Here is a 21,420-nt window from a genome sequence, read left to right on the forward strand (position 1 = left end):
TGCCCATTTTCACAGGCTAGGGCAGACAATGCTGATCGATCCTCGCAAGGCCACGCTGCTGGTCGTCGATATCCAGGAAAAACTCATCAACGCCATGAGCGACCCCGAAGGCACCCGCGCCCGAGCACGCTGGCTGTTGGCGGCGACCGCCGAGCTGGAGCTGCCGACGGTGATTTCCGAACAGTACCCCAAAGGCCTTGGCCCAACCTTGGCCGAACTCAAGGCCGCATCGCCGGCGGCGCAGATCGTGGAAAAGCAGCATTTTTCTTGCGTGGCCGCCGAGTGCTTGCCGGCCAGCCTGATGGCGCGTGAGCAGGTGATCGTCTGTGGCATGGAAACCCATGTCTGCGTGTTGCAGACCGTGCTGGGCCTTTTGGGCCTGGGCAAGCAGGTGTTCGTGGTCGAGGATGCCTGCGACAGCCGCACCCCCGCCAGCAAGGCGGCGGGCCTGGCTCGCATGCGCGATGCCGGCGCCCAGGTGGTGACCCGCGAGATGGTGTTGTTCGAGTTGATGGGCAGCGCCGATCATCCGCTGTTCCGCCACCTCAGCAAGACTTACCTGGTGGGCGAACAACCTTGACTGCCAGGACGAGCGGCAGGCTGGCCGCACTGGGCTTGGTGGTCCTGGGGGTATTGCAGGGGTGTACGACCTCGCCTGAAGTTTCCGAGGCCGATCCGGCCCAGGTGCAGGCTCAGGTCAAGCGCCTGCTGCCGGCATCGATCAAGGACAGGGACGGCTGGGCCCGGGATATCCAGACCGCTTTTGCTGCCCAACGCATCAATCCAAGCAAGAGCAACCTGTGCGCGGTGCTGGCGGTGACCGAGCAGGAGTCGACGTTCAATGCCGATCCTCAGGTGCCGAACCTGGGCCGCATCGCCCGCGAAGAGATCGATCGGCGCGCCGCGCGGCTGCACATTCCCAAATTGCTGGTCGATGGGGCATTGAAAACCCCGTCGGGCAATGGCAAGACCTACCAGCAACGCTTGATGGCCGTGCGCAGCGAAAAGCAGTTGAGCGGCCTGTTCGATGACTTCATCGCCGGCCTGCCGCTGGGGCGTACGCTGCTGGGCGGTCTGAACCCGGTCCGTACCGGTGGGCCGATGCAGGTCAGCATCGAGTTCGCCGAGCGCCATGCCAAGGATTATCCCTACAGCTATGAGGGCACGATTCGCCAGGAGGTCTTCACCCGCCGTGGCGGTCTGTACTTCGGTATTGCCCACCTGCTGGGGTATCCCAGCCACTATCAACGCCAGTTGTATCGCTTCGCAGATTTCAACGCGGGCTGGTACGCCAGCCGCAACGCGGCGTTCCAGGCGGCGCTCAGCCGGGCGAGTGGTGTGACGCTGGCGCTCGATGGCGACCTGATTGCGCCAGGCTCGATCATGCCGGGCAGCACTGAACAGGCGGCGCGTAAGTTGGGCGTCAAGCTGGGGCTGCGCAACCCGCAGATCCGCAGCCAGCTGGAGAAAGGTGACAGCCTGGCGTTCGAGGACACCGATCTGTACCAAGGCGTGTTCGCCCTGGCGGACGCCAAGGCGGGCAAACCGTTGCCGCGTGCGGTGCTGCCGGGAATCGAACTCAAGAGCCCGAAGATCACTCGCAAGCTGACCACCGCATGGTTCGCAGGAAGGGTCGATGAGCGTTACCAGCGCTGCATGAAGCGTTGAGCCTGACGCCTTGGGGCCGCTGCGCGGCCTCATTGCTCAACGTCGTGGTTGCCCGTAGGCCTGGCTGATGCGGTCGATGACCATGGCCAGTGCGACGATCGCAAGCCCTGCCTCAACACCTTGGCCAACATTGAGTGTCTGGATCCCGGACAGCACATCCTCGCCCAGGCCTCGGGCGCCGATCATCGAGGCTACCACCACCATCGACAGCGCCATCATCACCGACTGGTTGAGCCCGGCCATGATGCTCGGCAACGCCAGGGGCAGGGCGATGCGGCGCAGGCGTTGCCAGCGGTTGGCGCCCAGGCCGTGGGCCGCTTGCAGCAGTGATGGGTCGATCTGCGCCAGGCCCAGCTCAGTCAGGCGTACCAAGGGGGGCAGGGCGTAGACCAAGGTGGCGAACACGGCCGGGACCTTGCCCAGGCCGAACAGCATCAATACCGGGATCAGGTACACGAAGGCCGGCAAGGTCTGCATCACGTCCAGCACCGGCAGCACCAGGCGCCGTGCCAAGGGACGGGTCGCCAGGACGACCCCTAGGGGTACTCCGATCAGCACGCACAAGCCGGTACTGACCAGCACCAGCGCCAGGGTTTGCAGCAGCTTGTCCCATAACCCGATCATGCCGATCAGCGCCAGCAGGGCACTGAGCACCAGCGCGCGTGTCAGGCTGCGGCTGGCGTGCCAGGCGAGCAGGCCGACCAGCAGGAGCAGCAGCCACCAGGGCAGCAAGCGCAACAGGCTTTCCAGGCCCACCAGCAATTGCAGCAAATGGTCGGACAAGCTGCGCAGTTGATCGCCATAGCGCAGCACCAGCCAGTCGACCAGGCGGTTGACCCATTCGGCGAAGGAGAACTGCCAGGCATCGGGAAACCCTGCGCTCACAGCGCGCCCTCGACCTTGGCGGCGACCTCGGCGGGCAGCCAGGCCTTCCAGACCGCTGGATGGTCGCGCAGGAACATCAAGGCAGCCTCACGTGGTGACTGGCGGGTTTCGCTCATGTGGGCCAGGGCTTTGTTCAGGCGGTCGATGGGCAGGTCGACTTTCTCGAACACCGCCACCAGGTCTGGGTAGTGCTCGCGAAAGGGCGCCGACACACCGATCGACAATTTGGCGGGCAGCGAACGGCTGCCTTTGGGGTGTGGGTTTTTCGCGTCGGTGAGGGTTGCCCAGGCTACGGGGTCGAACGGCGGTTCCTCGAGTCGGACCAGGTCATAGCGGCCCATCAGCGGCGTAGGGCTCCAGTAATAGAACAGCACAGGTTGGCCGCGACGGATCGCCGAGCCGATTTCCGCATCCAGGGCGGCGCCGGAGCCACTGCGGAAATTGTTGTAGAGAGTATCCAGGCCATAGGCCTTGAGCTTCTGGCTGTTGACTGTTTCGGAGGTCCAGCCGCTGGGGCTATTGAGAAAGCGGCCTTTTTCCGGTGTTTCCGGATCGCGAAACACCTGAGGGTAGCGTTTGAGGTCTTCGACGCTACGCAGATCCGGCGCCAGCGCCTTCAGGTTGCGGGCCGGGTCGCCCTTGATCACATAGGCCGGCACCCACCAGCCTTCTTCGGCATTTTTCACCGTATCGCCCAGGGCGAATACCTGGCCGGCCTGTTCGGCCTTGACCCAGGCGGGGCTGCGTCCGGCCCATTCCTCGGCGATCACCTGCAGGTCGTTGCGTGCCAAGGCCACTTCCATGCTGACGGTGCTGCCGGGGAGGGTATCGGTGGGGTAGCCGAAGCCGTGTTCGACGATCAGGCGCAGGATCTCGGTGGTCAGGGCGCCGCTTTCCCAGCCGATGGCACCGAAGTGAATCGGCGTGCGCTCCTCGGCGGCTGCGCTGTCGGTGCTGGCCAGGCCCACGGCAAGCAGCAGGCCGGCCAGCAGCGTTGGAATTCGTTTCATCAGAGCCTCGTCGGTTGCCGGTCCTTGGGTTGTGGCAAGTGTAGACGACGAGGTTGCAAGGGCCGCGCAGCGGCCCCGGCGATGCAGGATTCAGACGCGGAACTGATCCATCAGTCGCTGCTGCTGGTTGGCCAGGTCATTGAGCGACTGGCTCACCCGCGCCGACTCGTTGGCCTGGCCGGACAGCGATTCGGTGACATCGCGAATGGTCGCGACATTGTTGTTGATCTCTTCGGCCACCGCGCTTTGCTCCTCGGCGGCCGAGGCGATCTGCAGGTTCATGTCGGTGATCACCGTCACGGCCTGGCCGATGCGCTGCAGGGCCGTGACCGCCTGGCCGACCTGTTCGACGCCGCCCTGGGCCTGGCGATGGCTGTTGTCCATGGCACCGACGACCTCCTGGGTCCCGGCCTGCAGGGCTTCGATCACCTGGCGGGTTTCTTCCACCGACTCCTGGGTGCGGCGTGCCAGGTTGCGCACTTCGTCGGCGACCACAGCAAAGCCACGTCCGGCCTCGCCGGCACGGGCCGCCTCGATGGCGGCGTTGAGGGCCAGCAGGTTGGTCTGTTCGGCGATCGAACGGATCACCTCCAGCACCGAGCCGATCTTCTCGCTGTTCTGTGCAAGGCCTTGGACTTGGGCCATGGCGCCGCTCATGTCGGCGGCCAAGGCGTCGATGCTGGTGGTGGTGCGGTCGATCACCGCCAAACCTTCGCGGGTCGCCTGGTCGGCCTCGCGTGCGGCCTGGGCCGCCTGAGCCGCGCTGCGGGCGACATCCTGGGCGGTGGCGCTCATTTCGTGGGAGGCAGTGGCCACCTGGTCGACCTGGCGGTACTGCTGTTCCATGCCGGAGCTGGTTTCGGCGGCGATGGCCGCGGACTGGTCGGCGGTACCACGGGCAGCCTGGACCGACGCTTTGACGTCGGCAATGGTCGGTTGCAGCTTGTCGAGGAAACGGTTGAACCAGCCGGCCAGCTCGCCCAGTTCATCGCGTTTGTCATAGGTCAGGCGACGGGTGAGGTCGCCTTCACCGCTGGCGATGTCCTTGAGCATGGCGGCCACGCCCAGGATCGGCCGGGTGACTCCCCGGGCCATCAGCCACACCAGCAACAGGCCGGCAATCGCCACGGCCAGGCCCAGGCCCAGCTCCAGCAAGGTGCCGCTGGTGTTGAGGCTGTCGAGTTCCTGCTTGAGCGTCTCGGCCGGGCCTGTCAGGGCGCTTTCCGGCACATCGAGCAGCACGCCCCAAGGCTTGCCGCCAGGGATCGGTTCGAACGCGGCCAGCACCTTCAGACGCTGCTCGTTGCGCAAAATCTGCAGCTTGCCTTCGGGCAGCTTGCCCACGAGGCTGGCGCCTTGGGCGGTGTCGACCTGGTCGAAGCGGTGGGCCAGTTTGCTGGCATCGGCACTGTAGCCGGCCAGCAGGCCTGCAGGGCTCAGAATGCCGACCGTGGTGCGGCCTTCATAGAGGTTGCGGCTGGCATCCTGGCTGAGGGCCTGCAGGCTGTTGAGGTTGATGTCGATGGACAAGGTGGCGATCACCTTGTTGGCGACGATCAGCGGGAACACGATGCTGGTCATCAGCACCTGCTGGCCTTCGATGGTGTAGAAGTACGGCTCGCTCACGCAGACCTTGCCGGTGCTGCGCGGGCAGACCCACCAGGTGTTGTTCGGCTCGCCGCTCGGGCCGATCTCGGTGTTGGCCATGTCCTGCTCGGGCAGGGCCATGGAGGTCAGCTGGCCGGCACGCGGTTGCGACCAGTAAAGGGCGAAGCGGCCGGTCTCGTTGCTGCCCAGTTCGGCCTGACCGGTAAACAGTTTGTCCTTGCCATCCAGCGCGTCAGGCTCGAACACCAGCGACAGGCCCAGCAAGTCGGGTTTGGCCTGAAGTGCAGCGCGCACCTGGCGGGTCATGTCTTCGCGCAGGTCGTAGGCGTCCAGGAAGCGCTTTTCGGCCTGCTCGCGCAGGAACAGCACCTGACGGGCAAACCCTGCGCCGTACTGGTAGGCATCCATGAACTGGCGGCGGATGTTCAAGGCCTGGACCTCGCCTTGCGACTCGATGCGCGCCTGGGCCGACTCGGTGAGCATCTGCATGCTGCTGGCTTTGACCAGGTCGGAGCTATGGTCCATGCGGTAAAGCGAAAGGCCGATCAGTACCGTGACGATGGTGGCCAGGCAGAGCCCGGCCAGCAGGGTGATCTTCCACTGGATGGAGAGTTGTCGCAGAGGCATTTTCGGGCGAATCCCTTGTTATAAATCGGGGGTCTGCCTCCTGTGTCGGCGCCTCCCAGGCTTTCTTTATTCAAGCGTTCAATAAAAATTCGTATTGCCTGAGCCTGTTGCGTCAGGTCGCGACGTTGAGCGCTTTGACAAGCGACCGAGCGTGCTTCAGAGTGTGCGCCCTTCATAACAATATCCCCTGGCCCGGCCACTGCCTTGAGGCAGCCTGTCGCCGGCGCGTCCGCTTTTTGTCCGTCGTTACGAGGTAACCCACACAATGAATGCTGTCATTGCCGCGGTCGGCATCATGCTGATCCTGAGCCTGTCCCGCGTGCATGTGGTCATCGCCCTGATCATTGGCGCCCTGGCCGGTGGCCTGGTCGGAGGCCTGGGCACCGAAGGCACGCTCAAGGCTTTCAACAGTGGCCTGGGCGGTGGCGCCACGGTGGCGCTGTCTTACGCGCTGCTGGGGGCCTTCGCCGTCGCCATCGCCAAGTCCGGGCTGGCCCACGCCCTGGCCGATCGCGCCCTGGCGATGGTCGATCGCCAGGGGCATGGCAACGCGGGTGGGCTCAAGTGGCTGCTGATCGGCCTGATGCTGGTGGTGGCGATCTCGTCGCAGAACATACTGCCCATCCATATCGCCTTCATACCGCTGCTGGTGCCGCCGCTGCTCTATGTGCTGACCCGCTTGCGCATCGACCGTCGGTTGATCGCCTGTGTGATCACGTTTGGCCTGATCACTCCGTACATGTTCCTGCCGGTCGGCTTTGGCAACATCTTCCTCAACGAGATCCTGCTGGCCAACGTCAGCCGTGCAGGGGTGGACGTCAGTGGGGTGAATGTCACCCATGCCATGGCCATCCCGGCCGCCGGCATGCTGGCCGGATTGCTGCTGGCCGTGTTCTTCAGCTACCGCAAGAAGCGTGACTATGACCTGAATCGCATCGAACAGGTCGAGCAGGTCAGCGTCAGCTACAACCCCTTGACCTTGCTGGTGGCAGGCGCGGCCATCGCCGCGGCATTCATCATCCAGCTCTGGCTGGACTCGATGATCATCGGGGCGATGGTGGGCTTTTTGATTTTCTCGCTCTCGGGCATCGTGCGCTGGAAGGACACCGACGACCTGTTCACCGAAGGCATGAAGATGATGGCCATGATCGGCTTCATCATGATTGCCGCCTCGGGGTTTGCCGAGGTGATGAAGGCGACCGGTGAGGTGAAGAGCCTGGTGGAAACCTCGGCGCAGTGGATCGACCACAGCAAGGGCATCGGTGCCCTGCTCATGCTGTTGGTAGGGCTGCTGGTGACCATGGGCATCGGCTCGTCGTTTTCCACGGTGCCGATCCTGGCCGCGATCTTCGTGCCGCTGTGCGTGCAGCTGGGCTTCGACCCGGTCGCCACGGTGTGCATCGTCGGTACCGCCGGTGCGCTGGGCGATGCCGGTTCGCCCGCGTCGGACTCGACCCTGGGCCCGACCTCGGGCCTCAACGTGGATGGCCAGCATCACCATATCTGGGACACCGTGGTGCCGACCTTCATCCATTACAACCTGCCGTTGCTGGCCTTTGGCTGGCTGGCGGCGATGGTGCTTTGAAGAACCCGGGCTGCCCTGCAGCCCATCGCAGGTTCGGCCCGCACCTAGAGGGCTAGGCTGGCACGCTGCGGCGTCAGCCGCGTCCAGGCGGCGGGGAAATACGATTGAGGACGGTGCTGCCGTCCTTGCTGCGGGTCAGGTAGATCGGCAGTACCTTGGGCAGATTGTCCACCAATCGCTTGACCTCATGGATGCTGTAGACGCCACTGACGCGAATGGTGCCGGTGCTCTCGTCAGCCAGTTGCAGGGGGGTGTCCAGGTAGCGGTTTATCACCGGTAGGGCCTGGGCGAGGCTCAGGTTGTCGAGAATCAACTTGCCGCTGCGCCAGGCCAGGCTGTTGCCTGAGTCGTCGCTCTGGGCGAGCGCCGGTTCGAAGTCGCCGGCGCGGTAGCTGGCCTGCATGCCGGGGCCCAGTCGGTAGCCACCATCGTTGCCGTTGCTGCTGACCAGCACAGAGCCTTCCACCAAGGTCACCTTGACCTGATCTTCATACTTCCAGACGTTGAACTGGGTGCCGGTCACCCGTGTCTGGCCTGTACCCGCCCGAACGATGAACGGGTGGGTGCTGTCGTGCGTAACCTTGAAGAACGCCTCGCCCTGGACCAGGGTGACCTGGCGCTGATCCTTGTAATTGAGGTAGCGCAGTTCGCTGTGAAGGTTGAGCTCGACAACGCTGCCGTCGCTGAGCGTGACCTGGCGCATCTGGTCGGTGCTTTGAACGTGCTGGTAACGATTGGGCAGCCAGCCTTGTTCCCAGCCGACCCAACCCGCCAGGGGCAGGGCCAGCAAGGCGATCGCCGCCGCCGAGGCCAGAGGGCGCCAGTTGCGCGCACGAGCCGGTTGACGGGCGTTGGGGTTGAAGTCGACCACCGTAGTGGTGCGAGGCAGCAATTCGGCGGTCTGCCAGATCTCCAGCATCGCCTCGTATTCCTCCAGGTGCCTCGGATCGGCCGCAAGCCACCGTTTGAACGCCTCGCGCTCGGCTGGCGTGCAATCTTCGGCATGCACGCGCATGCACCAGTGCGCGGCGGCATCGGCGAGGGCATCGTCTGGGTTGAGGCGGTCTTGGTTCATCGTGGCTCCCGGTTTTGCGGCATTCTACCCTCCACAGGGGGGTGGCGAGAACCGAGATAATGGCGAATGACTATCAGTTGTGGGGTTTTTTGTCGGCATCAGCCGACTTCTCGCGCCGATAAGCAGGGGCGCGGAGCGCCCCTTGTCGGATCAGAACTGCTCAGGGGTCATGCCGTACAGACTCCCGCTGCCAGCCTTGATGCTGACTTCCAAGGCCAGGCTGCGCGGCAGCAGGCGTTGGAAGAAGAACTGCGCGCACGACAGCTTGGCCCCATGGAAGGTAGGGTCTTGTTCGAGGTTGCGCAGGGACACGGCGGCCATGCGTGCCCACATGTAGGCGTAGGCGGTAAGGCCAAAGAGGTGCAGGTATTCCACGGCGGTGGCACTGACCAGATTGGCATCATTGGATGCTTGCTCGCGTAGCCAGTGGCTGGTGTGCTCCAGGCGGTCCAGGGCGTCTTGCAAGGCCTTCCGGTGCGCCGGTGCGTCGGCACAGAAGGTGCGCACTTCTGCCAGGAAACCGGCCAGCGCCTGGCCATCGTCAGCCAGCACCTTGCGCCCGAGCAGGTCGAGTGCCTGGATGCCATTGGTGCCCTCGTAAATCTGTGCGATCCGCACATCTCGCACGCGCTGTTCCTGGCCCCATTCGCGGATATAGCCATGGCCACCGAACACCTGCTGGCCCAGCACGCAGCTCTCCAGGCCGTTGTCGGTAAAGAACGCCTTGGCCACCGGCGTCAGCAGCGCCACCAGACGCACGGCCTGCTCCCGTTCGCCCGCGTCCTCGGCATAGCGGGCCAGGTCCAGTTGCTGGCCTACGTAGGTGGCGAAGGCCCGTCCGCCTTCGGTCAAGGCGCGCATGGTCAGCAACATGCGCCGTACGTCGCCGTGATGAATGATCGGGTCGGCGATCTTGTCCTTGGCCTGCGGGCCAGTGGCGGCCCGACTTTGCAGGCGGTCCTTGGCATAGCGCGCAGCGCTTTGGTACGAGGCCTCGGCGCAACCGATACCTTGGAGACCGATGGACAGGCGCTCATAGTTCATCATCGTGAACATCGCCGCCAGGCCTTTGTTCGGCTCGCCGACCAGGTAGCCGGTGGCGCCGTCGAAGTTCATCACGCAAGTCGCCGAAGCCTTGATGCCCATCTTGTGTTCGATCGAGCCGCACTGCACGGCGTTGCGCGCACCGAGCGAGCCGTCCGGGTTGACCAGGAACTTGGGCACCAGCAACAGCGAAATCCCCTTTGGACCGGCCGGCGCATCCGGCAGCCTGGCCAGTACCAGATGGATGATGTTCTCGGTCAGGTCCTGTTCGCCACCGGTGATGAATATCTTGCTGCCGCTGACCTGGTAGGTGCCGTCGGCCTGGGGTTCGGCGCGGGTGCGGATCAGCCCCAGATCAGTTCCGGCGTGTGGCTCGGTCAGGCACATGCTGCCCGCCCACTGGCCGCTGTAAAGCGGTGGCAGGTAGATAGCCTTGAGGTCGTCACTGGCATGGGCATCGATCGCCAGGCAACTGCCGGCGCTCAGCGCCGAGTACAGGCTGAAGCTGCAATCGGCGGCGTAGAGCATCTCTTCGAACAGCACGGCGAGCATTTTCGGCATGCCCATGCCGCCATGCTCAGGGTTGCCACCCAGACCGACCCAGCCGCCTTCGCGGTAGGTCTGCCAGGCCTGGCGGAAGCCGTCAGGGGTGATCACCTGGCCGTCGTCGAAGCGTACGCCTTGCTCATCGCCGTTACGGCTGAGGGGGGCGATCAATTGGCCTGTGATCTTTGCCGCCTCTTCGAGGATGGCATCGGCGGTGTTGGCGTCGACCCGCTCGGCCAGAGCGGGCAAGCGTGCCCACAGGGCCGGAGCGTCGAAGACTTCGTGCAGGACGAAACGCATGTCGCGCAGAGGCGCGTTGTAATCAGTCATGTCGGGGCTCGCGTGGATAGTCAGAGGGCCTTGGCCCGGTCGCGCAGGACGTATTTCTGGATCTTGCCCGTGGAGGTCTTGGGCAGCTCGCCGAACACCACGGTCTTGGGCACCTTGAAACCGGCCAGGTGCTCGCGGCACCACTGGATGATGTCTGCCTCCCGGGTGCTGGCTTGCCCTGCCTTGAGGGCGACGAACGCGCAGGGTGTTTCGCCCCACTTTTCATCCGGGCGGGCCACCACGGCGGCTTCGAGCACTGCCGGATGCTTGTAGAGGGTATCTTCGACTTCGATGGTGGAGATGTTCTCGCCGCCGGAGATGATGATGTCCTTGAGCCGATCCTTGATCTCGACGTAGCCGTCGGCATGCCAGACGGCCAGGTCGCCGGTATGGAACCAGCCACCACGGAAGGCCTCGGCGGTGGCCTCGGGGTTCTTCAGATAGCCCTTCATCACCGTGTTGCCGCGCATGAAGATCTCGCCCAGGGTCGTGCCGTCCTGCGGCACCGGTTGCAGGGTCTGTGGATCGGCCACCATCAGCCCATCCAGGGTCGGATAACGCACACCTTGGCGGGATTTGATCCGAGCCCGCTGCTCCAGCGGCTGTTCATCCCACTCCTCGTGCCAGGCGCAGACGGTGACCGGGCCGTAGACCTCGGTCAGGCCATAAGTGTGGGTGACGCGGATGCCCATCTGCTCGACCGCACCGATCACCTTGGCTGGTGGCGCAGCGCCCGCGACCATTGCCTGCACCGGGTGGCCGATGGCGGCTTTGTCGGCATCGGGCACGTTCACCAGGGCGTTGAGCACGATGGGCGCGCCACACAGGTGGCTGACCCGGTGCTCGCGGATCAGGTTGAGGATCTTCTGTGGATCGACCCGGCGCAGGAACACATGGGTGCCGGCCAGGGCGGTGACGGTCCAGGGGTAGCACCAGCCGTTGCAGTGGAACATCGGCAGTGTCCACAGGTACACCGGATGCTGGCCCATGGACCAGGTCATCTGGTTGCCCAGGGCGTTGAGGTAGGCGCCGCGATGGTGATACACCACGCCTTTGGGATTGCCGGTGGTGCCGGAGGTGTAGTTCAGGGAAATCGCCTGCCATTCATCATCGGGCCATTCCCAGGCGAACGCCGGATCGCCTTCGGCCAGCAGCGCCTCGTAATCCAGATCGCTGACGGCGCGGCCTTCACCGTACTCTGGATCGTCCACATCGACCACCAGGGGAGGGTGTTCGAGCAGGGCCAGGGCGCCTTCGATCACGCTGTGGAACTCGCGGTCGGTGATCAGTACCTTGGCTTCGCCGTGCTGCAGCATGAAGGCGATGGCCTCGGCGTCCAGACGCACGTTGAGGGTGTTGAGCACCGCGCCGATCATCGGCACGGCAAAGTGCGCTTCGAGCATTGCCGGAATGTTCGGCAACATCACTGCGACTGTGTCGCCCCGGCCGATACCGCGCCCGGCCAAGGCACTGGCCAGGCGTCGGCAACGGGCGTAGGTCTGGGCCCAGTCACGACGGATGGCGCCGTGGATCACCGCCGGATAGCGGCCATACACCGCGGCGGTTCGCTCGATGAAGCTCAAGGGGGTGAGGGCGACATGATTGACAGCAGTGGGCATCAGGCCCTGGGAATAGATCGACATGCGGTGGTCCTGTAAGGAGGCAGACGCAGCCTGTGCGCATGGCCCCCGGTGGCTGATTGTTAGCTCTGATCAGGGAAAGGGAGCAGGCCGATGGCTGCTGCCCCTGTCGCATTTTTACGCGAACCGCTATGGTAGCTGGAAGATCGACTATAGCAATATAGTAAAGCTACTATAAGAAGAGCCTTCTACGGTGAATACGACCCTATCGCCCTTGCTGGCCAAGGACCCGCAACCGAGCCTCTTGCTGGCCTCCGACGCACGCCCGTTGGCGTTCAACTCCGCATTCCAGACGCTGTTCGGCGAGGACACGCAGGCATTGCCCACCAATACCGCCGCTCTGGTAAAGGCATGTCTGCGTCAACGCCGTGCCATCGTCGAAGTGGAGGCCGAGGTTGGGGAGCGCATCCTGCTTTGGACGTTCATTCCCGATGACAACGGCCAGCAGGTCGTGGCCCGCTGCCGCGACGCCAGCGATGAACGTCGCGAGGCGCGCGAGGCCAGCCGTGCCCGGCGTCTGTACCGACTGATCACTGAAAACACCACCGACTTGATTTCCCGGCACAGCCCGGACGGGCGTTTTCTCGATGCCACGCCGGCGGCGTTCCGCTTGCTCGGCCTGTGGCCTGAACAACTGCGCGGCAGCGCCGTGCACACTTTGCTGCACCCCAGCGAGCGGCGTCAGGTGCTGCTGCAGGCCGGTGCGGCACTGGAAGTGGAGGGCTACCACACCCTGACCTGCCGGGTGCGCCATGCCGATGGCCGTTACCGCTGGTTCGAGATTGCCTGTCGGGCGATCCGCGAGACCTATACCGGCACGGTGGTGGAAATCGTCGCCGTCTCGCGCGACATCACGTTGCGCATCGAAGCCCAGGAGACCCTGGCCCACAGCGCCCGCGTCGCCACCTTGGGCGAGCTCGCCTCGGGCATTGCCCATGAGATCAACCAGCCGCTGGCAGCGGTGCTCAATTACAGCAACGCCAGCCTGCGTTACCTGCACAACCTCGACCATGACCCCCAGGCCCGCGAACGCATCGCTCAGGGCTTGCAACGTATCAACGCCCAGGCCAACCATGCCGCGCAGGTGATCCGTCGCCTACGGGCCTTCCTGCGCAAGGGGCCGCGTCATCTCCAGGCGCTGGATATCGCCGATGTGGTGGGTGAGGCGTTGCGTCTGTGCGCCTGGGAGGCCGGGCAGGCCCAGGTGCGCATCGAACAGCGCCTGGGCCCGCAGTTGCCCAAGGTGTACGCCGACCGGGTATTGCTCGAGCAGGTGCTGCTCAATCTGCTGCGCAATGCTATCGACGCCAACCGCGAGCAGCACGGGACGCAGGCCTCGCGTATCCTGCTCATCGCCAAGGCCGTGGACGACGGGCTGCTGGTGGAGGTCTGCGATCAGGGCCCGGGCGTGGCGGTGAAACGCCTGGATGAGATCTTCACGCCGTTCACCACGACCAAGGCCGATGGCCTGGGATTGGGGTTGAGCATGAGCCGGAGCATTGTCGAGGGCTTTGGTGGCAGCCTACAGGCGCGGCCGGGCGAGGCGGGTGGCTTGGTGCTGTGCTGTCGTCTGCCGGCGAACAACGGATAAGGAGAGGGGCCAGTGGTGCAAGCGAAGGTGTATGTGGTCGATGACGACCAGGGCATGCTCGACTCGACGGTCTGGTTGCTGGAGTCGGTAGGCCTGCACGCGCTGCCGTTCACAGGGGGGCAGGCGTTTCTCGATGTCTGCGATGACCGCGAGCCGGCCTGCGTGCTTTTGGATGTGCGCATGCCAGGCCTGGGCGGGCTGGCGGTACAGGCGGCGCTACGTGAGCGCGGGCTCGACATCCCGGTGATCTTCGTCAGCGGCCACGCCGATGTGCCCATCGTGGTACGGGCCTTCAAGGCCGGTGCCTGCGACTTCATCGAAAAACCCTACAACGACCAATTGCTGCTCGACAGCGTGCAAGCCGCCCTGGACCAGGTCCGTCGCCGACAGCAGGGCAGCGAAGCCCTGGCCGCCGTGCAGGCGCGGATCGACGGGCTCACGCCCCGTGAGCGCGACGTGTTCATTCCCTTGGCCCAAGGGCTGAGCAACCGGGAAATCGCCGAGCAATTGGGCGTCAGCGTCAAGACCGTCGACCTGTATCGAGGGCGGGTGATGAAGCGCCTGCAGGCTGCGAGCCTTCCTGAGCTGGTGGGTATGGCCATCGCTTGTGGGCAGGTCGCGGCGCTGGGATTACAGGAGTCCTGAGGGCTTCTGTACGAAAATTTACATAGCAGGCTATTTAAGGCTTTGACATTCACTGCCTAGGCAGTAATATTTTTAAACAATTGCCTGAGCAGCCTGTCATGTCCCATTTCTCTCCGGAAAACTTCCAGACCTGCACCATCGGCCTGCTGCTTGGCCGCGCCGCGCTCCTGAAGGACCGCATCCTCGACTCTCACCTGGAAGCCGACGGCGTCACTGCCGCCCAGTTCAAGGTGCTGATCATCGTCACCCAGTACCAAGTGGACACGCCGGCCGAGCTGTGTCGCTACCTGGGCCTGGACAGCGGCTCGATGACCCGCATGCTCGATCGCCTCGAGCAGAAGGAGCTGATCGTGCGTAACCGCTGCCCAGAAGACCGTCGCCAGGTGCGCCTGGCGTTGACTGCCGAGGGTCAGCGCCTGGCCGACCGGCTGCCGGAGATCGGCGCGGCGGCGATGAACGAGCTGGTCGGTGTGCTCGAGCCCGAAGAGCTCAAGGCCCTTGAAGGCTTGCTTGCCAAGGTGCTGATCAGCGCCGGCGACCCCCTGACGATCAGCCGTTTCGCCGATCGTTGATCCCTCACGACTCATCCAAGGTATTGTCATGGCCACTTCCGCTGACACCTCCACCCCAGCACCTGCGCCGGACAACACAGGCAAGCGCAAGGCCTGGTTGCTTGGCTTGCTGCTGGTGCTGATCCTTGCCGGTGCCGCCGCCTGGGGCTGGTACACCCTGGTCGGGCGCTGGCATGAAAGCACCGACGACGCCTACGTCAATGGCAACGTGGTGGAAATCACGCCGCTGGTGACCGGTACCGTCACCAGCATCGGTGCCGATGATGGCGACTTGGTGCACGAAGGCCAGGTCCTGCTGCGCTTCGACCCGGCCGACAGCGAGGTCGCCTTGCAGGCCGCCGAGGCCAAGCTGGCGCGCACTGTGCGTCAGGTCCGGGGCCTGTACAGCAACGTCGATGCGCTCAAGGCGCAATTGCAGACGCGTCAGGCTGAGCTGCAGAAAGCCCAGGACAATTACAACCGGCGCAAGGTGCTGGCAGACAGTGGGGCAATCGCCGCTGAGGAAATCTCCCACGCTCGCGACGACTTGATCGTCGCCCAGAGCGCCTTGAACAGCGCCCGCCAGCAACTGAACACCAGCACTGCACTGGTCGACGATACCGTGGTCTCCTCGCACCCCGAGGTAATGGCTGCCGCCGCCGACCTGCGCCAGGCCTACCTCGACAATGCCCGCACCACATTGGTAGCACCGGTCACCGGCTACGTGGCCAAGCGTACCGTGCAACTGGGCCAGCGCCTGCAGCCGGGTGTCGCGACCATGGCGGTGATCCCGCTGGACCAGGTCTGGATCGATGCCAACTTCAAGGAAACCCAACTGCGCGACATGCGCATCGGTCAGCCGGTGGAAATCTCTGCCGATCTTTATGGCAGCGACGTGAAATACAGCGGTACCGTGGACAGCCTGGGCGCCGGTACCGGCAGCGCCTTTGCGCTGTTGCCGGCGCAGAACGCCACCGGCAACTGGATCAAGATCGTGCAACGGGTACCGGTGCGTATTCACCTGAACCCCGAACAGCTCAAGGACCACCCCCTGCGTATTGGCCTGTCCACCGTTGTCGAGGTCGATCTGCATGACCAGAGCGGCCCGGCGCTGGCCCAGCAGCCGCCACAGCAAGCCAGCTACACCACCCAGGTGTACGATCGCCAGTTGGTCGAAGCCGACAACCTGATCGCCCGGCTGATCCACGAGAACAGCGCCACCGGCAAGACGGCCCAGCGATGAGCAAGGACGCGCCCGCGCAGTTCACTCCGCCGAGCCTGCTGCTGACGACCATCGGCCTGTCGCTGGCGACTTTCATGCAGGTGCTCGACACCACCATCGCCAACGTGGCCCTGCCGACCATCTCCGGCAACCTGGGGGTGAGCTACGAGCAGGGCACCTGGGTGATCACCTCGTTCGCGGTGAGCAATGCCATCGCCTTGCCGCTGACGGGCTGGCTGAGCCGGCGCTTCGGCGAGGTGAAGCTATTCCTGTGGGCCACATTGCTGTTCGTGCTGGCCTCGTTCCTGTGCGGCATCGCCCAGTCGATGCCGGAACTGGTGGCCTTCCGCGTGCTGCAGGGTGTGGTCGCCGGGCCGCTGTACCCGATGACCCAGACCCTGCTGATCGCCGTGTACCCGCCCGCTAAAAGGGGCATGGCGCTGGCCTTGCTGGCCATGGTCACGGTGGTGGCGCCGATTGCCGGGCCGATTCTCGGTGGCTGGATCACCGACAGCTACAGCTGGCCCTGGATCTTCTTCATCAACGTCCCCATCGGCCTGTTCGCCGCGGCCGTGGTGCGCCAGCAGATGCGCGCGCGACCCGTGGTCACCAGCCGTCAGCCGATGGACTATATCGGCCTGCTGACGCTGATCATCGGCGTGGGCGCTTTGCAGGTGGTGCTGGACAAAGGCAACGACCTGGATTGGTTCGAATCCTCGTTCATCGTCATCGGCAGCCTGATTTCGGTGGTATTTCTGGCGGTCTTCATCATCTGGGAACTCACCGATCGTCATCCGGTGGTCAACCTGCGTTTGTTCGTGCACCGCAATTTCCGTGTCGGCACCTTGGTGATGGTGCTTGGCTATGCGGGCTTCTTCGGCATCAACCTGATCCTGCCGCAATGGTTGCAGACCCAGATGGGTTACACCGCCACCTGGGCGGGCTTGGCAGTGGCGCCGATCGGCCTGCTGCCTGTGGTCCTGTCGCCATTCGTGGGCAAGTATGCGCACCGGGTCGATCTGCGTTTGCTGGCGGGGTTGGCGTTCCTGGCGATCGGCGCCAGCTGCTACATGCGCGCCGGCTTCACCAGCGAGGTGGACTTCCAGCACGTGGCACTGGTGCAACTGTTCATGGGCATCGGCGTGGCGCTGTTCTTCATGCCGACCTTGAGCATCCTGCTGTCGGACCTGCCGCCTCACCAGATCGCCGATGGCTCGGGGCTGGCGACCTTCCTGCGCACCCTCGGAGGCAGCTTCGCCGCCTCGCTGACCACCTGGATCTGGATTCGCCGCGCCGACCAGCACCACGCGTACCTGAGCGAGCACATCAGTCAGTACGATCCTTCCACCCAGCACATGCTGGAGCAGTTGGGCGGGGCCAACCCGCAGAGCTATGCGCAGCTGGAGCGGATCCTCAACGGCCAGGCCTACATGATGTCGACGGTGGATTACTTCACCTTGATGACCTGGGTGTTCGCAGGGCTGATCCTGCTGGTATGGCTCGCACGGCCGCCGTTCACCGCCAAGGCGGGGCCAGCGTCGGCCGGACACTGATGCAACGGCTTCTTCGCGGATGAGCCACTCGCGCCTGGCCCGGGTTGCTCCCTGTGACAGTGGACTCGCCCGCGAAGGGGCTCTGCACGCGTGCGACCGCTAACGTTCAGGCGGGCATTCACAACCCTCTGCATTTCTTCTATTGTCGAACGTTCATTTCCAGGCAATTGGCAGATTCATGGAGAACGTCATCGTCATCACCGGTGCCAGCCGTGGCATCGGCGCCGCCACCGCCTTGCTGGCGGCGCAGCAGGGTTATCGCATCTGCATCAACTACCACGCCGACGACCAGGCCGCCGAACAGGTGCTGGCCCAGGTGCGTGCGCTCGGGGCCACGGCCATCGCCGTGCGAGCCGATGCCAGTGTCGAAGATGAAGTGGCGCAGCTGTTCCATCGCGTCGACCAGGAGCTTGGTCCGGTTACCGCGCTGGTCAACAACGCCGGCACCATCGGCCAGCAGAGTCGGGTGGAGGAGATGTCTGAGTTCCGCCTGCTCAAGGTGATGAAGACCAACGTGGTCGGCCCAATGCTGTGCGCTAAGCACGCATTGCTGCGCATGGCCCGCCGTCATGGCGGGCAGGGCGGGGCGATCGTCAATGTATCGTCCGTGGCGGCGCGCCTTGGCGCTCCCCACGAATATGTCGACTACGCCGCCTCCAAGGGTGCGCTGGACACCTTCACCGTCGGCCTGGCCAAGGAAGTGGCAGGCGAGGGCGTGCGGGTCAATGGCGTACGGCCTGGCTACATCCACACAGGTTTCCATGCGTTGAGTGGCGATCCGGACCGGGTATCCAAACTCGAACCGGGTTTGCCCATGGGGCGTGGAGGACGGCCGGAGGAAGTGGCCGAGGCGATCCTGTGGCTGCTGTCGGACAAAGCGTCCTATTCGACAGGTAGTTTCATTGACCTGGGTGGTGGGCGCTAAGTAGCTGGGGGAGCGCGCACCGCGGTGGGCTGCGAAGCAGACCCTGCTGCGCGATCAGAACGACCTCACGATCCGCCCCAACGTCTCCATGGCCTGCTCGGCACCCTCATTCCAAGGGCTGCCGTAGTTCAGGCGGATGCAGTTACCAAAGCGCCGCGTGGGCGAGAAGATTGGCCCCGGGGCGATGCTGATGCCCTGGGCCAGGGCCATGTGGAACAACTTGAGCGCATCCATCTGCTCCGGCAGTTCAAGCCACAGGAAGTAACCACCGCTGGGGTGGCTTACACGGGTCTGCGCCGGGAAATGCCGGGCGATGGCGGCCAGCATGCTCAACTGCTGGCCTTCCAGGGCATAGCGCAGCTTGCGCAGGTGGCGGTCGTAGCCGCCGTATTGCAGGTAGTCGGCGATCGCAGCCTGGGCGGGCATCGAGGCGCACAGCGAGGTCATCAGCTTGAGCCGCTCGATCTTCTGGGCAAAGCGCCCGGCAGCCACCCAGCCAATGCGATAGCCCGGTGCCAGGCTCTTGGCGAAGGAACCGCAGTGCATCACCAGGCCCTCGGTGTCGAAGGCCTTGGCCGGCTTGGGCGCTTGCTGGGCATAGTAGAGCTCGGCGTAGACATCGTCTTCGATCAGCGGCACCTGGTGGCGGCGCAGCAGCTCCACCAACGCCTGCTTCTTCGCCTCAGGCATGCTTGCGCCCACCGGATTCTGGAAGTTGGTCATGCACCAGACGGCTTTTACCGGGTGTTTCTCCAAGGTTTGCGCCAGTACTGCCAGGTCCATGCCTTCACGTGGATGCACCGGGATTTCCACGGCCTTGAGCTTCAGGCGCTCGAGCACCTGCAGGCAGGCATAGAAGGCCGGGGCTTCGATTGCGACCAGATCGCCAGGTTCGGTGACCGCCTGCAGGCACAGATTGAGCGCCTCCAGGGCGCCGTTGGTGATCAGCAGCTCCTCCATGGGCAGCATCAGCCCACCGACCATGTAGCGCAGGGCGATCTGCCTGCGCAGTTGCGGATTGCCCGGCGACAGGTCAGTGACCACCATGCGCGGGTCCATGGCTCGGCTGGCGCTCGCCAGCGAGCGCGACAGACGCTGGAGGGGGAAGAGTTCCGGGCTGGGGAAGGCCGAGCCGAACGGCACGGTATGCGGATCCTTGATCGAGTCGAGGATGGAGAATACCAACGCGCTGACGTCCACCTGGGTGGATTCGCTGACCGGTGCCAAGGCCTGGGGTTCGCTGAACGGCCGGGGTGCGTGGGCATTGACGAAGTAGCCTGAGCGCGGCCGGGCGCGAATCAGGCCACGGCGCTCGAGCAAGTAGTAAGCCTGAAACACCGTGGACGGGCTGACGCCGTGGGTCTGGCTGGCGTAGCGCACCGAAGGTACACGTTGACCGGGCCCCAGGACGCCGGAGCGGATCAGTTCGGCAATGTCGTCAGCGAATCGTTCGTAGCGTTTCATCGTGGCTCGGCAGTCAAGGTGACAAGTCAGTGTAAGGGATCAACGGTTCAGTGGCGCGACGAAGCGGCTGTCGGCGCGGCTGTAGATCGTCGGCTCATCGCTGTCGCGGACTTCGAAGGTGATCTGCTGGGCACTGTTGGTGGGGCGGTCGGCCAGCAATGCGACCGATACCGGCAGCTCGCTCATTTCTCCGGCGGGAATGACGAAGGCCGTCTTGCCGTTCAGCGCGAAGCCCTCGGCGTCCACCAGACGCAGTTCGTAGCGCTGGGGAGACTGGGTCTTGTTGATGACCTTGAGCAAGTAGATGTTCTCGATCTGGCCTTGAGCGTTCTCGCGGAACAGGCCGCGGTCCTTGATCACATCCAGCGACACCATCGGGCGCAGGTTCAGGGCCACCACCAAGGCACCGATCATCAGCACCAGGGCACTGGCGTAGCCTAGCAGGCGTGGGCGCAGCCAGTGCGTCTTGCCGCCTTGCAAGGTGTGTTCGGACTTGTAGCCGATCAGGCCACGGGCATAGCCCATCTTATCCATCACGTTGTCGCAGGCGTCGATGCAGGCGGCGCAGCCAATGCAGGCCATCTGCAGGCCGTCGCGGATATCGATGCCGGTGGGGCACACCTGCACGCACAGGGTACAGTCGATGCAATCGCCCAGGTTCTGCGCGCGCGGGTCGCTGCCTTTCTTGCGCGGGCCACGGGCCTCGCCGCGGCGAGGGTCGTAAGCCACCGCCAGGGTGTCCTTGTCGAACATCACGCTCTGAAAACGTGCGTAGGGGCACATGTGCATGCACACCGCTTCGCGCAGCCAGCCGGCGTTGAGGTAGGTGGCGGCGGTGAAGAACACCACCCAGAACAGCGCCACGCCGCCCAACTGCAAGGTGAACAGCGCCTCGGCCAAGGGGCGGATGGGCGTGAAGTACCCCACGAAGGTCAGCCCTGTGAGCACTCCGATGGCCAACCACAGGCTGTGCTTTAGGGTGCGGCGCGCAAGCTTTTCAAGGGTCCAGGGGGCTGCGGCGAGCTTGATACGCTGGTTGCGGTCACCTTCGCTGACCTTCTCGCACCACATGAACAGCCAGGTCCATACACTCTGCGGGCAACTGTAGCCGCACCAGACACGGCCCGCGAACACCGTGATGGCAAACAGCCCGAAGGCGCAGATGATCAAAAGCGCCGACAGCAGGATGAAGTCCTGAGGCCAGAAGGTGGCGCCGAAGATATGGAATTTGCTTTCGGCAAGGTCCCAGAGCACAGCCTGGCGGCCGTTCCAGTCCAGCCAGGCGGTGCCGAAGAACAGCACGAACAGCGCACCGGCAAAGCCAATACGCAGGTTGCGGTACAGGCCGGTGAAACTGCGTGTATGGATGCCGCTGTCGCCCAGGCGCTTGCGCGGGCTGGCGGGCGCGTCAACGTCGATCACGCGGTACGGGATTCTATCGCTCATGGCTT

17 protein-coding genes and 1 pseudogene are annotated in these 21,420 nt (G+C 64.3%); 9 read left to right on the plus strand and 9 right to left on the minus strand.

What is annotated here, in order from left to right; all coding sequences use genetic code 11:
- The first annotated feature begins 28 nt into the window (after window positions 1-28).
- The gene (locus DQ397_RS11240; RefSeq protein WP_043211289.1) at window positions 29-580 is read left to right on the plus strand and encodes a hydrolase; all 552 of its coding nucleotides are present in this window, start codon (window positions 29-31) and stop codon (window positions 578-580) included.
- Window positions 577-1,668, plus strand: coding sequence for a DUF1615 domain-containing protein (locus DQ397_RS11245; RefSeq protein ID WP_372240757.1), 1,092 nt, complete (start codon window positions 577-579; stop codon window positions 1,666-1,668). Before DQ397_RS11240 ends, DQ397_RS11245 begins: the two co-directional genes overlap by 4 nt.
- Window positions 1,669-1,704: 36 nt before the next feature.
- On the opposite strand, the gene DQ397_RS11250 is transcribed toward DQ397_RS11245, so the two are convergent.
- The 4 genes and pseudogenes from DQ397_RS11250 to DQ397_RS25010 form a co-directional block, all read right to left on the minus strand.
- Complete coding sequence (locus DQ397_RS11250) at window positions 1,705-2,553, minus strand: proline/glycine betaine ABC transporter permease (RefSeq protein WP_043211287.1); 849 nt, start codon at window positions 2,551-2,553, stop codon at window positions 1,705-1,707.
- A complete protein-coding gene (locus tag DQ397_RS11255) occupies window positions 2,550-3,563 on the minus strand; it encodes an ABC transporter substrate-binding protein (RefSeq protein WP_043211284.1) in 1,014 nt (337 codons plus the stop codon). The genes DQ397_RS11250 and DQ397_RS11255 overlap by 4 nt, the downstream gene beginning before the upstream one ends.
- Before the next feature lie 90 nt (window positions 3,564-3,653).
- Window positions 3,654-4,409, minus strand: coding sequence for a methyl-accepting chemotaxis protein (locus tag DQ397_RS25005; RefSeq protein WP_371906685.1), 756 nt, complete (start codon window positions 4,407-4,409; stop codon window positions 3,654-3,656).
- 102 nt (window positions 4,410-4,511) lie between these two features.
- Window positions 4,512-5,798: pseudogene (locus tag DQ397_RS25010) on the minus strand (HAMP domain-containing protein); the annotation flags it as partial.
- A 265-nt stretch (window positions 5,799-6,063) separates the two neighbouring features.
- On the opposite strand from DQ397_RS25010, the gene DQ397_RS11265 reads away from it, so the two are divergent.
- The gene (locus DQ397_RS11265; protein ID WP_043211279.1) at window positions 6,064-7,383 is read left to right on the plus strand and encodes a Na+/H+ antiporter family protein; all 1,320 of its coding nucleotides are present in this window, start codon (window positions 6,064-6,066) and stop codon (window positions 7,381-7,383) included.
- 73 nt (window positions 7,384-7,456) lie between these two features.
- Here the strand turns inward: DQ397_RS11265 and DQ397_RS11270 are convergent, their stop codons facing one another.
- The 3 genes from DQ397_RS11270 to DQ397_RS11280 form a co-directional block, all read right to left on the minus strand.
- Window positions 7,457-8,458 carry a FecR family protein gene (locus tag DQ397_RS11270; protein ID WP_043211277.1) on the minus strand — a complete coding sequence of 334 codons (1,002 nt, stop codon included), beginning with the start codon at window positions 8,456-8,458 and terminating at the stop codon, window positions 7,457-7,459.
- 150 nt (window positions 8,459-8,608) lie between these two features.
- Window positions 8,609-10,378, minus strand: coding sequence for an acyl-CoA dehydrogenase C-terminal domain-containing protein (locus tag DQ397_RS11275; RefSeq protein ID WP_043211275.1), 1,770 nt, complete (start codon window positions 10,376-10,378; stop codon window positions 8,609-8,611).
- Between the two features lie 20 nt (window positions 10,379-10,398).
- Window positions 10,399-12,021, minus strand: a complete 1,623-nt coding sequence (locus DQ397_RS11280; protein ID WP_043211273.1) for an acyl-CoA synthetase — start codon at window positions 12,019-12,021, stop codon at window positions 10,399-10,401.
- Window positions 12,022-12,211: 190 nt separating this feature from the next.
- Here DQ397_RS11280 and DQ397_RS11285 point away from each other — a divergent pair, with 190 nt between their 5' ends.
- From DQ397_RS11285 to DQ397_RS11310, 6 genes are all read left to right on the plus strand, one after another.
- Window positions 12,212-13,609, plus strand: coding sequence for a sensor histidine kinase (locus DQ397_RS11285; protein WP_043211271.1), 1,398 nt, complete (start codon window positions 12,212-12,214; stop codon window positions 13,607-13,609).
- 12 nt (window positions 13,610-13,621) lie between these two features.
- Window positions 13,622-14,254: a response regulator transcription factor gene (locus tag DQ397_RS11290; RefSeq protein ID WP_148921546.1), complete on the plus strand. Its 633-nt coding sequence runs from the start codon at window positions 13,622-13,624 to the stop codon at window positions 14,252-14,254.
- A gap of 98 nt (window positions 14,255-14,352) precedes the next feature.
- Complete coding sequence (locus DQ397_RS11295; protein WP_043211269.1) at window positions 14,353-14,826, plus strand: MarR family winged helix-turn-helix transcriptional regulator; 474 nt, start codon at window positions 14,353-14,355, stop codon at window positions 14,824-14,826.
- A 28-nt stretch (window positions 14,827-14,854) separates the two neighbouring features.
- Window positions 14,855-16,048, plus strand: coding sequence for an efflux RND transporter periplasmic adaptor subunit (locus DQ397_RS11300; RefSeq protein WP_043211268.1), 1,194 nt, complete (start codon window positions 14,855-14,857; stop codon window positions 16,046-16,048).
- Entirely contained in the window at window positions 16,045-17,580 is a 1,536-nt protein-coding gene (locus tag DQ397_RS11305) for a DHA2 family efflux MFS transporter permease subunit (RefSeq protein WP_043211265.1), read from the plus strand. The genes DQ397_RS11300 and DQ397_RS11305 overlap by 4 nt, the downstream gene beginning before the upstream one ends.
- 178 nt (window positions 17,581-17,758) lie before the next feature.
- Entirely contained in the window at window positions 17,759-18,505 is a 747-nt protein-coding gene (locus DQ397_RS11310) for an SDR family oxidoreductase (protein WP_043211264.1), read from the plus strand.
- Window positions 18,506-18,559: 54 nt separating this feature from the next.
- On the opposite strand, the gene mapR is transcribed toward DQ397_RS11310, so the two are convergent.
- Window positions 18,560-19,969 (minus strand): GntR family transcriptional regulator MpaR, encoded by a 1,410-nt coding sequence (gene mapR, locus DQ397_RS11315; protein ID WP_043211262.1) that lies wholly within the window; start codon window positions 19,967-19,969, stop codon window positions 18,560-18,562.
- A gap of 39 nt (window positions 19,970-20,008) precedes the next feature.
- On the minus strand, window positions 20,009-21,415 hold the full coding sequence (gene ccoG, locus DQ397_RS11320) for a cytochrome c oxidase accessory protein CcoG (protein WP_043211259.1): 1,407 nt from the start codon (window positions 21,413-21,415) through the stop codon (window positions 20,009-20,011).
- Window positions 21,416-21,420 lie beyond the last annotated feature (5 nt).

This window comes from Pseudomonas sp. CK-NBRI-02 (genome assembly GCF_008124495.1).
GTDB lineage: Bacteria > Pseudomonadota > Gammaproteobacteria > Pseudomonadales > Pseudomonadaceae > Aquipseudomonas > Aquipseudomonas guariconensis.

Bases quoted from the DNA above. Each gene is read 5' to 3' on its own strand.
- DQ397_RS11275 (WP_043211275.1), bottom strand. From the start codon at position 10,378: ATGACTGATTACAACGCGCCTCTGCGCGACATGCGTTTCGTCCTGCAC.
- ccoG (WP_043211259.1), bottom strand. From the start codon at position 21,415: ATGAGCGATAGAATCCCGTACCGCGTGATCGACGTTGACGCGCCCGCC.
- DQ397_RS11270 (WP_043211277.1), bottom strand. From the start codon at position 8,458: ATGAACCAAGACCGCCTCAACCCAGACGATGCCCTCGCCGATGCCGCC.
- DQ397_RS11305 (WP_043211265.1), top strand. From the start codon at position 16,045: ATGAGCAAGGACGCGCCCGCGCAGTTCACTCCGCCGAGCCTGCTGCTG.
- DQ397_RS11240 (WP_043211289.1), top strand. From the start codon at position 29: ATGCTGATCGATCCTCGCAAGGCCACGCTGCTGGTCGTCGATATCCAG.
- DQ397_RS11265 (WP_043211279.1), top strand. From the start codon at position 6,064: ATGAATGCTGTCATTGCCGCGGTCGGCATCATGCTGATCCTGAGCCTG.
- DQ397_RS25005 (WP_371906685.1), bottom strand. From the start codon at position 4,409: ATGGAACAGCAGTACCGCCAGGTCGACCAGGTGGCCACTGCCTCCCAC.
- DQ397_RS11255 (WP_043211284.1), bottom strand. From the start codon at position 3,563: ATGAAACGAATTCCAACGCTGCTGGCCGGCCTGCTGCTTGCCGTGGGC.
- DQ397_RS11280 (WP_043211273.1), bottom strand. From the start codon at position 12,021: ATGTCGATCTATTCCCAGGGCCTGATGCCCACTGCTGTCAATCATGTC.
- DQ397_RS11300 (WP_043211268.1), top strand. From the start codon at position 14,855: ATGGCCACTTCCGCTGACACCTCCACCCCAGCACCTGCGCCGGACAAC.
- mapR (WP_043211262.1), bottom strand. From the start codon at position 19,969: ATGAAACGCTACGAACGATTCGCTGACGACATTGCCGAACTGATCCGC.
- DQ397_RS11310 (WP_043211264.1), top strand. From the start codon at position 17,759: ATGGAGAACGTCATCGTCATCACCGGTGCCAGCCGTGGCATCGGCGCC.
- DQ397_RS11295 (WP_043211269.1), top strand. From the start codon at position 14,353: ATGTCCCATTTCTCTCCGGAAAACTTCCAGACCTGCACCATCGGCCTG.